This is a genomic window from Marinobacter iranensis (assembly GCF_029207565.1).
Taxonomy (GTDB): domain Bacteria; phylum Pseudomonadota; class Gammaproteobacteria; order Pseudomonadales; family Oleiphilaceae; genus Marinobacter; species Marinobacter iranensis.
On the sequence record NZ_JANCMW010000004.1, the window covers coordinates 62433 to 79410 of the forward strand.

The window sequence follows — 16978 nt, forward strand, 5'->3', positions numbered from 1 at the left end:
ATGGAACAGTTCGATCTGGCCCTTATCTGGGCATTTATTATCGGTTTCGGCATCATTATGTATGTGCTGATGGACGGTTTTGACCTGGGCATTGGCATTCTCTTCCCCTTCGCGCCAAAAGAAGAGGACCGGGACACCATGATGAATTCCGTGGCTCCGGTCTGGGATGGCAACGAGACCTGGCTGGTGCTGGGTGGCGCTGGCCTGTTGGCCGCGTTCCCCCTGGTCTATTCCACCATCCTGCCAGCACTGTACATTGGCGTGTTCCTGTTGCTGGCTGGCCTGATCTTTCGTGGGGTGGCGTTTGAGTTCCGCTTCAAGGCCAATACCTCTCGTTACCTCTGGAACTGGGCCTTCGCCGGTGGTTCAACGGTGGCGTCCTTTGCGCAGGGCGCTGTGGTCGGGGCCTATATCCAGGGCTTCGAGATTACCAACCGGGTATACACCGGCGGTGCGCTGGACTGGCTGACGCCATTCACGGTTCTGACCGGCTTCGGGCTAATGGCAGGGTACGCCCTGCTGGGCTCTACCTGGCTGATTATGAAAACCGAGGGGCGCCTGCAGGAGTGGGCCTACAGGATCACCATTCCACTGTTGCTGGGCGTGCTGGGCGTGTTCGCACTGATCAGTATCTGGACACCGTTTGTGGACGAGATGGTGAAGGACCGCTGGTTCTCCAATATCACCATTATCTGGATACTGCCGGTACTCGCCCTGCTCTGCGCGTTCCAGGTGTATCGCTCCGTGCGCAACCGGTTTGAGGGCATGCCCTTCGTGGCCACCGTGGGGTTGTTTATTTTCACTTACCTGGGGTTGATTGTCAGTCGCTGGCCCTATGTGGTGCCGCCGGAGTATACGCTGTGGGATGCCTCTTCCGCCTACGGTTCCCAGCTGTTCCTGCTGCTCGGGCTGCTGTTTGTGATTCCCATAGTGCTGGCCTATACCGCCTGGACCTATTGGGTGTTCCGCGGCAAGGTGCGCGCTGGGGAGGGCTACCACTAGGTGGTTGAGCAGGCCGTGGCAAGGCGTTGGTTGGGCGGGCTATCCGCCCACAGCCGGCCGCTGATCCTGGCGACGGTATCGGCGGGTGTCGTGGTGGGCATTGCCACCATTGTACAGATGGCACTGCTGGCAGGGATTGTCCATCAGGGCATCGTTGAGAAGGTACCAGTTGATGAACTTTCCCTGCTGTTCACCGGTGCCATCGCCGCCATCCTGATCAGGGGTGTTGCCCAGGGGCTTCAGGCCCGTTATGCGGCACGCTGCAGCCGCACAGTACGCAGCGAGGTAAGGCATCAGATCAACCGTTGCTGGCAGGCCAGTGGGCCTGTTGCCATTGGCCAGACCTCCGCCGGCACCCTGGCCAGGGAATGGCTGGATCACACCGATGCCCTGCACGGCTATTTCGCCCGTTTCCTGCCCCAGATGATGCTTGCGGTGATTGTACCAATGATCATCCTGGTGGTGGTGTTCTCACTGGACTGGCTGGCCGGTGTGTTCCTGTTGCTGTCCGCCCCCCTCATCCCGCTGTTCATGGCATTGGTGGGGATGGGTGCGGAAAAGCTGAACCAGCAGCACTTCCAGACCATTGGCCGGCTTTCGGGGCAGTTCCTGGACAAGGTGCGAGGGCTCACCACTCTGCAGTTGTTCGGGCAGACAGCACCGGCGGCGGAGACTCTGCGCAAACGGTCGGACGATTACCGCCGCATTACCATGAAAACCCTGAAGATCGCCTTCCTGTCGTCGGCGGTGCTTGAGTTCTTCTCCTCGGTGGCCATTGCCGTTGTGGCGATTTACATCGGCTTCGGGCTATTGGGATACATCAGCTTCGGGCCAGCCGGGGAGCTTACCCTGTTTTCGGGGCTGCTGATCCTGTTGCTGGCGCCGGAGTTTTTCCAACCCCTGCGGCTGCTGTCCCAGCACTATCATGATCGTGCCGCGGCCATGGGCGCCAGCGCGGAGATTGTGGACCGACTGCAGAATGGTGATCCGGCAGGGGAGCCCGCAGAACCGGCGCACCAGCCGGAATCGCCGGACATCATCGCCATTCGCGACGTATCCCTGGCCTATGATATCGCACGACCGATTCTGGACCGGGTATCGCTGGTGATTAACCAAGGCGACGTCATCGCGCTCACTGGCCCTTCCGGTGGTGGCAAGTCATCCCTGCTCTACCTGTTGGCGGGCTTTATGCAGCCGGACCACGGCCACATTTTGGTGTTCGGTGACCGGCCTGGAGAACAGACCTTTGGGTGGCTGGGGCAGTCGCCTTTCCTGGTGCACGGCACCTGGGCTGACAATCTCCGCCTTACCACTCCGGGCGCCACCGACATCGCCATTGAAACGGCACTGCATCATGTTGGCCTTGAAGGCCTGCTCAGTAGTCGAAAGCGGGGCATCTACAGTGCCATTACCGAGGATGGCCAGGGTTTGTCCGGCGGGCAGGCGCGGCGGCTGAGCCTGGCACGGGTATTCGTTGCCAATTACGACCTGATACTGCTGGATGAACCCACGGCCGGGTTGGACAGCGACAGTGAGATCTACGTGCTGGAAGCGCTCCACAAACTGGCCCAGGCCGGTAAAACCCTGGTTTTTGCCACCCATCACCAGGCCTTGCTGACGCTGGCAAACCGCACACTGCTGGTGACAGAGGGAGGTGTTCGGGATGCATGAGCTCACGCCCTGGCTGGCCCTGATTTTCCGCCGCCCCGGCCGCCTGGTGATCGGCGGCGCGCTGATACTGGCGACCCTGCTTGCGGGCATGGGCCTGCTGGCGTTGTCCGGCTGGTTTATCACCGCTACGGCACTTACGGGCATTCTGCTGGCAGCCGGCGTGCAGGCATCGCTCAACCTGTATGTTCCTGGCGGAGGGATTCGTTTCTTTGCCGTGGCGCGTACGGTCGCCCGCTACGCTGAGCGGGTTTACAACCACGATACCGTGCTGCGCCTGCTCACCGATATCCGCGTCACGCTGTTCAAGCAGTTGTCCGTCGCAGGTCGGAAACGCAGAACACAGTTGCGGGGGCCCCAATGGTTGTCCAGGCTGACCAGTGATGTGGACGCCCTTGACACCCTGTACCTTCGACTGATCGCACCGACGGCCCTTGCAGCACTGGTAACCGCCATGCTGCTTGTGGCCGCTTGGGTGGTGTATCAGGTCGAGCTGGCTATTGGCCTGGCGTTGGTGCTGATTCCTGCCTTTTTGGTCGCTACGGTTGCGGTCTACCTGCGTACCCGCTACCTGGTTTACCAGCAGACCGATGCCCGCGAACGGGTACGCACCGATGTGATTGAACACATTGAGGGCTTTGGAGAACTTACGGCAGCGGGCCGCACCGGCAAGCACGCCGCCCTCTGCCTGCGCCAGGCGGGCCAGATTAACCGCAACGAGGCCCGCGCCGACACCCGCACCGGATGGAACCTGGGGCTATCGCAGGTGATGGTAAACCTGGCGGTGGTGCTTGCTTTGTGGGTGGGGCTTGCACTGTTCCAGGGTGGTGCAATCTCGGGGCCGATGGTTGTATTGCTTCCCATCGCGCTTCTGGGGCTCCAGGAAATCTATTCGATGCTCCCGGATGCCTTTGCGCGGCTGGGGGGAACCCTGGCGTCGGCGGCCCGGTTGAACCAGGACTGTACTGCACCCGCTCAGGACCAGCGCACTGACTGCAAGGCCCCGGTGGACAGAGACCATGCCCTGGAGCTTGATCAGGTCACCATCCGGTTCGGTGACCATGCACCCGTGCTCAGTCATTTTGATTTCGCGGTTCAGAAAGGCCAATGGGTTGGAATCATTGGCAGCTCTGGCGCCGGCAAGTCGTCACTCGCCGAGGTGATGGCAGGGTTGGAGCAACCGGCGTCCGGTACCGTTCGCCATATACCGGCTGCCTACCTGACCCAGAAGACCGTTCTGTTCGACGATACCCTGAAAGCCAACCTGCTGATTGGCCAGCCAGACGCCTCCGATGCCGAGCTATGGCGAGTGCTGGAACTGGTGGCGATGTCAGACCGGTTTGTTCACGAACCCGCGCAGCTCAATACCTGGCTGGGTTCCATGGGCAGCCAGTTATCCGGAGGCGAGGCCCGGCGCATTGCACTGGCGCGAGTGCTGCTGAACGAGGCGCCTCTGCTGATTCTGGATGAGCCTTTTACCGGTGTGGATACCCACACCAGGGCCAGTATTGCGACGGGAATGAAACAGTGGCTGGAGGGCAGAACCGTCATTTCTCTGGGGCACGCGCCGGAGGCCTTGCCTGCCTCCGACCGTACCATCCGGCTCAGTTGAAGAGCCTCAACTGGTTTCCAGCACCTCAAAGGTCAGGCCCGCCTTTGCGGTAAGGCGCTCAAAGAGCTTGCCATTGAGAAGTGACGAGGGCGTCCAGAAGCCACCCTGCTTGTCGCCATCCACGTCGAACGCCAGGCTCACTCCGGCCTCGCCCAGCATTTTTCCGGTGGAACCGTAACCCGGGTCGCGGTCACCGGTTACCTTGGTCTTGATGGTTTTGCCATCGGCGGTCTTACCCACGAAACGCAGATCGTAGAAGCCGTTTTTCTGGGCTTCGGGGCTTGGTCCCTCGCCCGGCTTGGGCACGAACTTCTCGACCACCCAGCGGGTCGGCCTGAAGGCCGACGCGGTAAAGAAACCACCGAGGGCCCCGGTAATACCGTAGGCCGCAAGACGACCCTTGGTGCCGCGACCGGTCATCATGGCCTCGTCGTAGGTGAACTCCTTACCATAGCGAGCGTTCTGCAGCGCGTTGGAGCGATGCACAACCCGGGTGTTGATAGCCCCCATCACGAAAGGCGCCAGCCAGACCCCGAAATCCCTGTCGAACTCAGCGCCTTTCAGGCTGGGCTGACGGGTTTTGGAGCGATGCTCAGGCGGGCAGATGGAGAACGGGTTCGCCAGCTCCTTGCGCAACTTCGGGTCGGCGGCGGCTTCCTTCGCCACGTTCATCATGCTGGCGACGGTGCCACCGGAAAACTCCCCTTTGGCGACCTTCACTCTCATGCGCACGTCCTGGCAGGGAGTGCCAAAGGTTTCCTCGGCCTTCTCCTGCAGGAACCAGACACCCATGTCTGACGGGATGGAGTCGAAGCCACAGCAATGGACGATGCGGGCTCCGGTTTCCTTGGCTTTGTCCTCGTAGGTTTCCACCATCTTGCGAATCCACTGTACTTCACCGGTCAGGTCGCAATAATCGGTTCCGGTTTCAGCGCAGGTTTTCACCAGCGGTTCGCCATAGAGCGCATAGGGGCCGACGGTGGAGATCACTACACGGGTCTGGTCGCACATGGCTTTGAGGGCGCTCTCGTCGCCGGCATCCGCGACAATCACCGGCAACTCCCCTACGCCTTTGCCAAGATCCTGCTTCAGGGTATTCAGTTTGCTCTCAGAGCGCCCGGCGATGGCCCAGCGAACGTCCTGGCCGACGCCATAGGTTTCCAGCAGATAACCGGTGAGAATCTGCCCCACGAAACTGGTGGCACCAAATACCACGATATCGTAAGCGGTGTCCGTTTTTGTGCTCATTCGTTGTCCTTAATCCGTCAGGATCGGTTATGAATTGGCAGAAGCCGACCGTGAGGCCTTTGCGCCCATCAATACCAGGAAAAGCGCAACACCCAGGCCCCAGAAGCCATTGAGAATCAACCCGCCGACCCAGGTCTGGGCAGTAACGGCAAGGCCTTTGAGCGGGAAGACCACAAGCATGGCAACGGCTGTCGGCCCGATGGCGCCTACTATTACATTACCCAGCCAGAACTTAAAGCCGGCGAGGCGGCCAAGAATAGCCCAGAGCACCATCCCCCAGAGGCCGCCAAAAAAGGCCAGGGAAAAAACAGCGGGGACACCGAGCGGCGGTACCGGGTTCATATTAAAGGGTGCTGCTGGCACCATGCCTGCGAAGTAGAACAGTGCAAACAGGCCCTGATGGAAAATCAGGGTCGCCAGCAAACCACTGACAAACGCTTTTAACCAGATCATGTCATTATCCTTGCAGTTGTTTCCCTGAAGATTGCAAAAAAGCGTCGCATCGGCCAATCGAATCGTCGTACCGATACTGCACACTCTTTCAGACTGAATGAACCCGAATCCCGGAGGTTAACCCATTGAACACCCTGCTTCTGGTACTGAGCCTCATACTCGCTATCCTGAGTGCCTGGCTGTTCTGGCAGGTGCGCTTACAGAAACAGGCCATTGGCAAGGCGATGGCAGAGAGCTATGACCCTGATAATACACGGGAACCGGAAATAATACTTACGCTGCGGGTGCGGGATCCGATCGCCCTGGCCAAGCGGGAGTCGAAATCGGCCCGCATGCTGGCTGATCGGCTGCCCGTTATGGTGAAACGGCTGGTTTACCAGGAAGTGATGAAAGAACTGGAGATGGAATTGGCAGAGAGGGAAATCGACGTGGACATGAATCTGGAGTACCGCTAGGAGACGTTATGGACGCCATGACACTGCTCAGTTCCGCCGCCATTCTCACCACCGGGGGCTTGCTGGCCGTTGCGTTACGCGACCACAGGCGCAATACCCATCAACTCCGCATTCTCACGGCGCAGCAGATTTCGGCGAACAGCCACCTGCAGAAAAGCCGTATGGACTTGATGGAAACCCGCAACCGTGCCCGGCTACTGGAAGAGACGGTCAAGAACGGTACCAGCGCGGTTGAGAAAGTGCACAAGGCCATAACCACCACAACCTTCAGTCTGATCGACCGCTTTTCCACCAACGAGGAGTTCCGGGAAAATGCCCGCCGGGCCCGGGAAACCCACGACCAGACCAGCAACCAGATCTACCGTTCTGTTCACACTACCAACAAGGCACTGCACATCCTGGCCGATACCCTGTTTTTCGGTAAAAAGGAAAAGCATCTGACGGCGCGGAAAAAGCCGAAAGACAGACATTAAAAAAGGCACCATTAGGTGCCTTTTTACGGAAAGTCAGAAAGTTACAGAACTTTCTTCAACTCTTCCTCAAGCTGCGGAACCGCTTCAAACAGGTCCGCAACCAGGCCGTAATCGGCCACCTGGAAGATTGGCGCTTCCTCATCCTTGTTGATCGCAACGATCACCTTGGAGTCAGACATACCGGCCAGGTGCTGGATGGCACCGGAGATGCCAACAGCGATGTACAGTTGCGGTGCAACGATCTTACCGGTTTGGCCAACCTGCATGTCGTTGGGCACGAAGCCGGCATCGACAGCGGCACGGGAGGCACCCACAGCGGCACCCAGCAGATCAGCCACCTGCTCCAGCATCTTGAAGTTGTCGCCGTTCTGCATGCCGCGACCACCGGAAACCACGATACCCGCGCTTCCCAGGTCCGGACGGTCAGACTTGGCCAGCTCTTCGTTCACGAAGGCGGACAGGCCAGCGTCCTTGACCACGTCCAACTGCTCAACCGCAGCGGAGCCGCCTTCACCGGCAACCGGATCAAAGGCCGTCGGGCGAACCGTGATGACCTTGATGCTGTCGGTGGATTTCACCGTGGCAATGGCGTTACCGGCGTAGATCGGGCGAACGAAGGTGTCTTCGGACTCCACACGCATGATGTCGGATACCTGGGCAACGTCCAGCAGCGCAGCAACGCGCGGCATGAAGTCTTTACCCACGGTGCCGGCGGCGGCCAGGATATGGCTATAGCTCTTACCTACCTCGGCAACCAGCTCACCCAGGTTCTCACCCAGGAAGTGGCCATATACGGCGTTGTCGGCAACCAGTACCTTGTTCACACCTTCGGCCTTCGCCGCTGCTTCGCCTACAGCGCCGCAGTTCTCGCCGGCAACCAGTACGTCGATGTCGCCACCGATGGCCTTGGCAGCGGCCACAACGTTCAGGGTGGCCTGCTTCAGCTCGCTGTTGTCATGTTCAGCAATTACAAGGATGCTCATTTAGATCACCTTCGCTTCGTTCTTCAGTTTGTCGACCAGCTCAGCTACATCAGCCACTTTCACGCCCGCCTGGCGAGAGGCCGGGGCCTCCACTTTCAGGGTGGAAAGGCGCGGAGCCAGCTCAACACCCAGGTCAGCCGGGGTCATGGAGTCCAACTGCTTCTTCTTGGCCTTCATGATGTTGGGCAGGGACGCGTAACGGGGCTCGTTCAGGCGAAGGTCGGTGGTCACCACCGCCGGCAGGTTCAGGGCCACGGTCATCAGGCCGCCGTCGACTTCGCGGGTCACGTTAACCTTTTCGCCCTCAACAACCACCTCGGAAGCGAAGGTGCCCTGGCCCATGCCAGTCAGCGCAGCCAGCATCTGGCCGGTCTGGTTGTTGTCGGAATCGATAGACTGTTTGCCGAGAATGACCAGCTTGGGCTCTTCCTTCTCGACCACGCTCTTGAGCAGCTTGGCCGCTTCGAGAGACTGAACCTCTTCGTCGGTTTCGATGTGGATACCACGGTCGGCACCCAGTGCCAGGGCCGTACGGATTTGCTCCTGGCAGGCCTTCGGGCCGATGGAGACCACCACGATTTCGCTGGCAACGCCCTTCTCCTTCAGACGAACCGCTTCTTCAACAGCGATTTCGCAGAATGGGTTCATTGCCATCTTGACGTTGGCGAGATCAACGCCGGTGTTGTCCGGCTTGACGCGCACCTTTACGTTGTAGTCGATAACTCGTTTTACAGCGACCAGAACCTTCATAGATTCCTCGTTCTTCTACGATGAGTTTACATTTGAGAACAGCACATGCTCGCGGGACCTGCTGTCTGTAAGGCGTCATAATACTGCAGGCAAAGGCCCCCGGGGTCAATAGTCCCTCAAGACGTCACAGCGCCGCATTCGCGGCCAATGAACACCGGTTGACTCCACCTGAGCGTGAGACGATACTAAAAAACGATTCAAAACACACGTTTTGGCCCAGCGCCAGCAAACAATGCCAAAGGTAAGCCCAAATTTCAAACAAACGTTTGTTTGATTATTCAATTGCGGTATCCTTTTACTTTATAAGACAGGTGCTTTCACTTTGAAGGAGTCGTCTATACGAACTTTTACCGGTATGATGACGCCCCTGAGAAATTGCCTGTTGGCATCACTAAAACAGATGAGGAGACCAACGTGGAACGCGAATCGATGGAATTTGATGTTCTGATCGTCGGCGGTGGGCCAGCTGGCCTTTCGGCAGCCTGTCGTATCATGCAAATGGCTCAGGAAGCCGAGCAGGAACTGACCGTCTGCGTCGTTGAGAAAGGTTCCGAGATCGGGGCTCACATTCTGGCGGGCACGGTGTTCGAGCCCACTGCCCTCAACGAATTGTTCCCGGACTGGAAAGAGAAAGGCGCACCGCTGAACACGCCGGTCACCCGCGATGATATTTTCCTGCTCAAGAATCAGGAAAGCGCCACCAGGGTTCCAAACGCCTTTGTGCCGAAGAACATGCACAACCACGGCAACTACATCATCAGCCTGGGCAACCTGTGCCGCTGGCTGGCCGAGCAGGCTGAAGGCCTGGGTGTTGAAGTCTATCCCGGTTTTGCCGCCTCTGAAACCATTGTTGAAGACGGCCAGGTGAAAGGCATCATCACTGGCGACATGGGCGTTGCCCGTGACGGCTCCGAAAAAGACGGCTACATGCCGGGGATGGAACTGCGTGCCAAGTACACCCTGTTTACCGAAGGCTGCCGCGGCCACCTGGGCAAGCGCCTGATCCAGGATTTCAAGCTGGACGAAGGCAAGGATCCCCAGCACTACGGCATCGGCATCAAGGAACTGTGGGACATCGACCCGGCCAAACACGAGCCTGGCCTGGTGATCCACACCACCGGCTGGCCCCTGAACGAATCCGGTTCCACCGGCGGCTCCTTCCTTTATCACCTGGAGAACGGCCAGGTCTATGTGGGCCTGATTGCCGACCTGTCGTACAGCAATCCGCACCTGAGCCCGTTTGACGAATTCCAGCGCCTGAAGCTGCATCCGGAAATCAAGAAGCACCTGGAAGGTGGCAAGCGAGTGTCCTACGGTGCCCGCGCCATCACCAAGGGCGGCTTCAACTCCCTGCCCAAGATGAGTTTCCCCGGTGGTCTGTTGCTCGGCTGTGATGCCGGCACCCTGAACAGTTCCAAGATCAAGGGCTCCCACACCGCCATGAAGTCCGGCATCCTGGGTGCGGAAGCGGTGTTCGAGGCGCTGAAGGACGGCAAGAGCGGTGAGGAAATCACCAGTTTCGAGGAAAGCTTCAAGGACAGCTGGCTGTACAAAGAGCTTTACGCCGAGCGCAACTTTGGCCCGGCCATGCACAAGTTCGGCAACATCGTCGGTGGCGGTATCGCCTACTTCGAGCAGAACATCCTGCGGGGTAGCCTGCCATTCACGTTCCACGACACCACGCCGGACTACGCAACCCTGAAGACCGTAGACCAGGCGAAGAAGATTGATTATCCGAAGCCGGATAACAAGCTGACCTTCGATAAGCTGTCGTCGGTGTTCATTTCCAACACCAACCACGAAGAAGACCAGCCGGTTCACCTGAAGCTGTCCAATCCGGACATCCCCATCCAGGAGAACCTGCCGAAGTACAACGAGCCCGCGCAGCGCTACTGCCCGGCCGGTGTGTACGAAGTGGTTGAGGCGGACGATGGCAGTGGTAAGCGGTTCCAGATCAACGCGCAGAACTGCGTGCACTGCAAGACCTGCGACATCAAGGACCCGGCCCAGAACATTACCTGGGTAACGCCGGAAGGCGGTGGGGGTCCGAATTATCCAAACATGTAACAGAGTTTGAATAGCCATAAAAAAACGGCCCCTTTTGGGGCCGTTTTTTTGGACAACGATGATGAGATCAGTGAGCGTGACCGTGCTCTTGCTCTTCATCAGTTGCTTCGCGCGCTTCAACCACTTCCACATCAAAGTGCAGGGTCTGGCCTGCCAGCGGATGGTTAGCGTCGATGGTGACGGTTTCGTCGCCTACTTCCACGACACGGACTACCTGGGGGCCGCCCGGAGTCTGTGCCTGGAATTGCATGCCCGGCTCGATGGTGTCCACACCTTCAAACGCAGAAACTGGGACTGGCTGGACCAGCTCTTCGTTGACTTCGCCGTAGCCTTCAGCAGGCTCAACAGATACTTTCACCTGATCGCCGGCGTTCTTTTCGTTCAGCGCATTTTCCAGTCCGCCGATAATGTTCTGAGCACCTTCCAGATAAGACAGAGGCTCGCGACCTTCTACACGGGAGGAATCCAGTTCTTCTCCCTGGTCGTTGGTGAGCGTGTAATGGATGGTGACAACACGAGGTTGGGCCATGTGATCTCCTTGCGTGTCGCAATGACTGTTTGATTTAAATTTGGGTAATCGAAAGTAATCTTGAACAGCCAGACTGCACAGAGGGACTAACGACCACCGGGCCTCGTTAGAGAGCCAGGCTCGGTAACAAGTTCGAAAATACAGTTTAACAAGTGTCGGACTGCGTTTTCTACCGTGAGTTAGTTGGGACGGTGCCCGGTAATTCAACCGCCGGCGGCAATTTTATAGAAATTTCCGCTGCTCCAAACACCTATGACGGTATCGGCTCCGGCTTTTTCTTCGGTAACCAGGCCGGCAAGATCGTAATAGGCTGCTGTGACAAGCCTCGCTTCAACACCATGACGCACTCCAACGACCGGCCGTGGTTCATCGGTTCCCTCGTAGGTGCCTATAGAAAGAGGGTGATCCTCACCGATAACCAGCGCCTCGCCAGTGTTGGTTGTTACCGACAGAACCTGATCCCTGCCCTCACCGGACACTTCCAGCGAGTGGGCCAGAATCGGCGCATCCTCAACAGTAATCCGCCACTTTTCAACCGGCGTGACCAGATAGTGGTGCCCGTCGCTTTCTCTCCGCAGGATGGTCGAGAACAGTCGTACAATCGCCTCCCTTCCGATAGGCTTGCCCTGGTACAGCCACTGTCCGTCACGGTTGATGACAATATCAATGTCGCCGGACAGTTCCGGGTCCCACTTCTCAAGCGGTGGCAGCCCCTTGCCAGGAGCCTGTGCGCTTTCCACCTGCTGCGCGATTGTCTCGGGTTTCTGGGTCATAACAGCGATTCCTGAGTGAGTGCATCACGAAATATGGGCGCTGGGGAGCTGATTTTAAAGGTCCGGCGAGGATTATTGTGCAGAACGGCAAAGCCTAGGCGTCAGGGCAGGAACTGGGCTCTCAGGTCCGCACAGCCAGGGCCGGCGACCGGCATTTCAAGTACCACTGCCTGGGCTGTCATGAACGGAATCCCTTTCCGGTGTCCATCCACCAGCAGGGTTGATAGGCTGCCAACAAAGGGCATATGGGATACCACGAGCAGTGGCGAAGGCGCCGATTCAATCAATTCATCAAGGCAACGGCCGGGATCATCGTCCGGTGTGATGAAATCCTTCTCGGTGACCGGGCAATTGAGAATCTCGGACGCAATGGCGGCGGTTTGCCGGGCTCTTACCAGCGGACTGCACCAGATAAACTCCGGCCGCCAGGGAGACTCCGCGATCTGCGCAGCCACATCCGCCACCCCGTGGCGACCAAACTCCGTCAGTTCCCGCTCCCTGTCGAGCGTGTGCCAACCGGCCTCGCCGTGGCGCATGATGATCAGATGCACTGGCTTCCCTCCGGTTAATCGAAACCCTACTGGGTAATGGTGCGTGGAAGGATGAATTCCACGTCTGAGTTCTGGACTGACATCATAAGGCTGTTGATAACCGCGCTGATGGAGGCGCCTTCGTAAAGGATTTCATAGAGGCCGCGCACCAGTGGCATATAGATACCAATGGCCTCGGACTTCTCCTTCACCAACTTGAGCGTATAGATACCCTCTGCCACCTGGCCCAGCTCGGCAACGGCATCGTCCAGCGCTTTGCCCCTACCAACAGCATAGCCGACCCGGTAGTTCCTGCTTTTTGGCGAGGTACAGGTGACGATAAGGTCCCCTACGCCTGCCAGGCCCATAAACGTCATGGGATTGGCGCCCATGCTGACAGCAAACCGGCTCATTTCGGCCAGCCCACGGGTGATCAGCATGGCCTTGGCGTTCTCGCCCAGGTCCCTTGCCGAGGCGAGACCGGCCACAATGGCGTAGATATTCTTCAATGCACCGGCCAGTTCAACTCCGTAGACATCCACATTGGCGTAAACGCGCAGGTACTCGCACCCAAGCAGCTCCTGCACTGTGCGCCGCACGTCAGGGTCCTTGGCGGCGATAACCGTGGCCGTGAGGTCCTGGCTAACGATTTCACCCGCCAGGTTGGGGCCACTGAGCACCCCGATACGGCAACGCGGAATCTCTTCCTGGAGAATCTCGCTCATCAGCTTGAAGCCGTGCTCCTCAATCCCCTTGGTAAGGCTTACGACAATCTGCTCTTCGCGAAATACACCGCTGTTGTCGCGAATAACCGAGCGGAAGGCCTTGCTGGGAATGGCGACGAAGACGATTTCGGCCTTGCCGACGGCTTCCGGCAGGCTCGTGGTGGGCTGGATATCGCCGGTCAGTGTCACATCCGGCATGTAGCGGCTGTTGACACCGGTTTTGCGGATTTCGTCGGCCTGGGCCTTATCTCTCATCCAGAAATGAACTGTGTGACCGTTCTCACCCAGTACCTTGGCCATGGCAGTACCAAAACTGCCACCGCCAAGAACGGCCACATCATGGCCGGTCGGAGCGGGCTCCGGGGACCGGGGGGCATTGTTGTCAGGCATAGTCGTTCCGTTGTTTTTTATGGCTCAGCCGGACTCTTCACATTCCAGGGCGCGCACCAGGTTCTTGAATTCTTCCCGGTTACGGCTGTTCAGGCCCATCAGCACCCGGTGGGCATCCAGCACCTTGTCCCTGACCTGTTGCTCGCTGGCACGCAATACGGGGATTTCTTCCAGTTCCTCAATGCGGGAAGCAGGCTCCCGGACAATGATGAAAATCTTGTCGAAACCCATGGAAGTGATGATTCGGGTAATATCCTGGTTGGTGGATATCATGGTTGGCAGGAAGTTGCTGCGTTTCTGGGCGGCCATGGCTATTTTGGCGAGGAGCCCGAGAGTGGTGCTGTCGATAATCTCGGTTTCGGTGAGATCAATCACCACCGTCTTGAAATCGGGGTCCTGAGTGATGGACTCAACCAGATTGTCCAGCGTCGAACACAGGTTCAGCCGGATTTCTCCAATAAACTTCAGGACATAAATGCCCTGCTTTTCAGCTTGCAGGATCTTGTAACCAGCCATTGAATCCACTGCCACTATTTCGACGTCGGGCCATTGGTACCAGGATCGGTATCCGTTACTGATACGATAGCAATATCATCAGGTAACTCTGTGATCTCGTCGAGATTCAGAGCGTCGCTCAGGGAAGCAATAGTGTGACTACCTCCCGAGACGAGTTCAAGTAGTGTCTTCTCCTTTTCATCAAGGCTTTTGGCCTTGATGACCTCCAGTATACCGTCCGAGAACAGGATCAGGTGGAACGGCTGCTCCAAGGGAATCTCGTAAACTTCCCATTCCGGAGCCTCGAACAGCCCTACTGGCAGGCCGCTACCTTCCAGGAACTCCGTCCTGCCACCCTCAAAAGAAAGAATCGGCATGGGGAAATGTGCACCCACCGAATAACGCAGACTCCTGTCGGTGGTCGAAATAATCCCCACGAACACCGTAACGTGTTTACCCAGCCCGGTATCAAGTAGCTCGGAGTTGATGCGCTCAAGGAATCGATCCGGATACAGGATATCATCACTGGAACCACGCCGGAGATTGCGCTGCAGGCGGTTGGTCAGGTTTTTCAGAAGTACTGTGACGAACGCAGAACTGGCGCCATGGCCGGATACATCCGCGATATAGACAAGCACCTTGTCTTCGGATATACGAAAATAATCCAGGAAGTCGCCACTGAGAAACAGTGAGGGCTTGATCAGATGGTTAACAGACAGGCCGGAAAGTACCTGGTCCTGGTCCGGCAACATCCTGAGCTGTACCTTGCGGCCCGCCCGCTGGTCGGCACGCAATTCCGCAATGCCGTCCCGCAGGTCGCGGTTGGCTTCTTCCAGTTCCTGGCGATACAGTTGGTTAAGTCGATTCACCCGTACCCGGTCAAACAGCTTGCCAATCACGTCATCAAGGGCGCCGCGATCATCGGAACAGGGTTTGAGTACGATATCCGCGGCACCTGCCCTGAGGGCATTGACGATTTCCGGTGCATCAGCGGTGGAATAACAGGCGACAATGGGCGTGAAGGTTTCGGCGTCTTCCAGCCTGCCTGCCAGCTCTCCGATGGCTTCCGGTGACAGGTCGGCGAAAATGATATCGGGAATGTTGTCGTCGAACAGGGAACGGGCGGAACTCAGGTCCGGATACCCGGTCACATAGAACCCCCTGGCCTCAAGGTACCGACCCAATTCTGAACGGGCATGCTCATCCGAATCAATTATAAGAATGCGCTCGGTGCGCGATGTCATGGTTATTGCCCTAAACTACCAGCGGTAAACGGGAAATTGGGTTTCTGTTACCTATTCTGGCACGCCCCTGTGATATAACAAGACATGTTTGATGTTTTTGGGAGGTTGTAATCTATGAGAAGTGCCGTTAATGACCTGCTCGGGGCTTATGACAAGCTGATCATGGACCCGGTTCACGGCGGGATTCCGCTTTACCGGCACGAGATCCAGGTTATTGACCACCCCCTGTTCCAGCGCCTGCGCAATATCTGCCAAAACGACATCCTCAGCCTGGTTTTCCCGGGGGCGACCCACTCACGCTTCCTGCACAGCATTGGTGTGATGCATGTGGGCACCCGCATGTTCCGCTCGATGATCGATGCCTATCTGAGGGAACGACAGCTCAGCGAGCAGACCGACCTGAGCCTGAGCCAACTGGATGCCATTGATTACCTGGCCAAGACCATCCGCCTTGGCTGCCTGCTGCACGACAGCGGGCATTCCAGCTTTTCCCACCAGTTTACCCAGGCCCGGCGCATACACGACCTGATGTCCCGGCCGGACCGGTTTGATGACCTCTGGAACGGTGTGGACTATTCGGTGTATCACAGCGAAAGGCCCGAGGAACTTGAGCACGAACATTATTCCGTAAGGGTTGCCCACGAAGTGCTGTCGTCCATCGGCCTCGAATCCGCCGGGCTGGACCCGAGGGATGTGATTGGCATTATGGAGACCACGGATGTGAGGCCCAGCGAGGCCTTCTGTCGGCACGCCCGCACCTTCTGGAACTTCATTGCCGGCGAAGACGCCGAATCCGGTGTGTTGAGCGAGGCAGATACACCCCGGCTGGTCATGGACCTGCTCTCATCCATTGTCTCGGGCGAGATAGACGCCGACCGGGCTGACTACATGCTGCGGGACGGCTTCCACTCCTCCGTCACCATCGGCGGCTTCAATCTCGACCACCTGCTGAGCAACCTGCGTTTTGGCTGGGATGTGCGGGAACCCTGGCTGGGCCTGGCCATCACCCAGAAGGGCCTTGGAGCGCTTGAGGATTTTGTCTACAGCCGCCACCAGATGTACCGCAAGGTCTACGCCCACAAGACCGCCCTGGGCTTTGACTGGCTGTTGCGGGAAGCCATCAACGAAGTGCTCGAAGACCCCGAGATTTTCGACTGGGTGGATACCTGCCTGAGCGACATGCGCTATTTCGCGGAGCTGACCGACAGTTTCTTCTGGGAGGCCTTCCGCAAGGTGTCGCGAAAGAAACCCGGCAGCTATTCACGCTGCATTGTCGACCGCGTAAAACTCAACCACCTGGACACCCGGGAAGACCTTTCCCCAGCGGGCATCCGGGACCACAGCAACTGGCTGTCGCGGGAATTGAACCTAGACCCGGGCCAGGTGGTCACCTGCTCCATGCGGGCCCGGTTCTCCAACATCCAGGACAACTTCAACGGCATCAAGGTACTGGTGCGGGACCCGATCAACCGTAAACGGTCCCTGCGCAAGATTACCGACATCAGCGCCTTCTTCAGCAAGTTCAGCGACGGCACCATCAACCACTTCTACGTTCGGCCCGATGTGCTGAAAACCGGTTGA

17 protein-coding genes are annotated in these 16978 nt (G+C 58.0%); 7 read left to right on the forward strand and 10 right to left on the reverse strand.

Features of this window, described 5'->3' with window-relative positions; genetic code table 11:
- The 3 genes from cydB to cydC are packed head-to-tail and all read left to right on the forward strand — an operon-like array spanning nt 1 to nt 4282.
- Nucleotides 1-1002: a cytochrome d ubiquinol oxidase subunit II gene (gene cydB / locus NLU14_RS08315; protein WP_275705763.1), complete on the forward strand. Its 1002-nt coding sequence runs from the start codon at nt 1-3 to the stop codon at nt 1000-1002.
- Nucleotides 1003-2673: a thiol reductant ABC exporter subunit CydD gene (gene cydD / locus NLU14_RS08320; RefSeq protein ID WP_275705764.1), complete on the forward strand. Its 1671-nt coding sequence runs from the start codon at nt 1003-1005 to the stop codon at nt 2671-2673.
- Nucleotides 2666-4282 carry a thiol reductant ABC exporter subunit CydC gene (cydC, locus tag NLU14_RS08325; protein WP_275705765.1) on the forward strand — a complete coding sequence of 539 codons (1617 nt, stop codon included), beginning with the start codon at nt 2666-2668 and terminating at the stop codon, nt 4280-4282. The genes cydD and cydC overlap by 8 nt, the downstream gene beginning before the upstream one ends.
- A 6-nt stretch (nt 4283-4288) precedes the next feature.
- Here cydC and NLU14_RS08330 read toward each other — a convergent pair whose 3' ends face one another.
- Together NLU14_RS08330 and NLU14_RS08335 are read right to left on the reverse strand one after the other, a co-directional pair.
- The gene (locus NLU14_RS08330) at nt 4289-5530 is read right to left on the reverse strand and encodes a saccharopine dehydrogenase family protein (RefSeq protein WP_275705766.1); all 1242 of its coding nucleotides are present in this window, start codon (nt 5528-5530) and stop codon (nt 4289-4291) included.
- A 27-nt stretch (nt 5531-5557) separates the two neighbouring features.
- Nucleotides 5558-5983: a hypothetical protein gene (locus NLU14_RS08335; RefSeq protein WP_275705767.1), complete on the reverse strand. Its 426-nt coding sequence runs from the start codon at nt 5981-5983 to the stop codon at nt 5558-5560.
- Between the two features lie 125 nt (nt 5984-6108).
- Between NLU14_RS08335 and NLU14_RS08340 the strand changes: the two genes are divergently transcribed.
- Nucleotides 6109-6438: a hypothetical protein gene (locus tag NLU14_RS08340; protein ID WP_275705768.1), complete on the forward strand. Its 330-nt coding sequence runs from the start codon at nt 6109-6111 to the stop codon at nt 6436-6438.
- 8 nt (nt 6439-6446) lie between these two features.
- On the forward strand, nt 6447-6911 hold the full coding sequence (locus NLU14_RS08345) for a hypothetical protein (protein WP_275705769.1): 465 nt from the start codon (nt 6447-6449) through the stop codon (nt 6909-6911).
- A gap of 41 nt (nt 6912-6952) precedes the next feature.
- Here NLU14_RS08345 and NLU14_RS08350 read toward each other — a convergent pair whose 3' ends face one another.
- Both NLU14_RS08350 and NLU14_RS08355 read right to left on the reverse strand, forming a co-directional pair.
- Nucleotides 6953-7894 carry an electron transfer flavoprotein subunit alpha/FixB family protein gene (locus NLU14_RS08350; RefSeq protein ID WP_275705770.1) on the reverse strand — a complete coding sequence of 314 codons (942 nt, stop codon included), beginning with the start codon at nt 7892-7894 and terminating at the stop codon, nt 6953-6955.
- Entirely contained in the window at nt 7895-8644 is a 750-nt protein-coding gene (locus NLU14_RS08355) for an electron transfer flavoprotein subunit beta/FixA family protein (protein ID WP_275705771.1), read from the reverse strand. It abuts the gene before it with no gap.
- A gap of 414 nt (nt 8645-9058) precedes the next feature.
- On the opposite strand from NLU14_RS08355, the gene NLU14_RS08360 reads away from it, so the two are divergent.
- Nucleotides 9059-10711: an electron transfer flavoprotein-ubiquinone oxidoreductase gene (locus NLU14_RS08360; RefSeq protein WP_275705772.1), complete on the forward strand. Its 1653-nt coding sequence runs from the start codon at nt 9059-9061 to the stop codon at nt 10709-10711.
- 67 nt (nt 10712-10778) lie between these two features.
- Here the strand turns inward: NLU14_RS08360 and NLU14_RS08365 are convergent, their stop codons facing one another.
- The 6 genes from NLU14_RS08365 to NLU14_RS08390 form a co-directional block, all read right to left on the reverse strand.
- Nucleotides 10779-11240, reverse strand: a complete 462-nt coding sequence (locus tag NLU14_RS08365; protein WP_275705773.1) for an FKBP-type peptidyl-prolyl cis-trans isomerase — start codon at nt 11238-11240, stop codon at nt 10779-10781.
- 203 nt (nt 11241-11443) lie between these two features.
- Complete coding sequence (locus NLU14_RS08370) at nt 11444-12013, reverse strand: DUF1285 domain-containing protein (protein WP_275705774.1); 570 nt, start codon at nt 12011-12013, stop codon at nt 11444-11446.
- A 101-nt stretch (nt 12014-12114) separates the two neighbouring features.
- Nucleotides 12115-12564 carry a SixA phosphatase family protein gene (locus NLU14_RS08375; protein WP_275705775.1) on the reverse strand — a complete coding sequence of 150 codons (450 nt, stop codon included), beginning with the start codon at nt 12562-12564 and terminating at the stop codon, nt 12115-12117.
- Nucleotides 12565-12590: 26 nt separating this feature from the next.
- On the reverse strand, nt 12591-13658 hold the full coding sequence (locus NLU14_RS08380; RefSeq protein ID WP_275705776.1) for an NAD(P)H-dependent glycerol-3-phosphate dehydrogenase: 1068 nt from the start codon (nt 13656-13658) through the stop codon (nt 12591-12593).
- 24 nt (nt 13659-13682) lie between these two features.
- Nucleotides 13683-14174, reverse strand: coding sequence for an STAS domain-containing protein (locus tag NLU14_RS08385; protein WP_275705777.1), 492 nt, complete (start codon nt 14172-14174; stop codon nt 13683-13685).
- A 14-nt stretch (nt 14175-14188) separates the two neighbouring features.
- Entirely contained in the window at nt 14189-15397 is a 1209-nt protein-coding gene (locus NLU14_RS08390) for a PP2C family protein-serine/threonine phosphatase (RefSeq protein WP_275705778.1), read from the reverse strand.
- 114 nt (nt 15398-15511) lie between these two features.
- Here NLU14_RS08390 and NLU14_RS08395 point away from each other — a divergent pair, with 114 nt between their 5' ends.
- On the forward strand, nt 15512-16978 hold the full coding sequence (locus tag NLU14_RS08395; RefSeq protein ID WP_275705779.1) for an HD domain-containing protein: 1467 nt from the start codon (nt 15512-15514) through the stop codon (nt 16976-16978).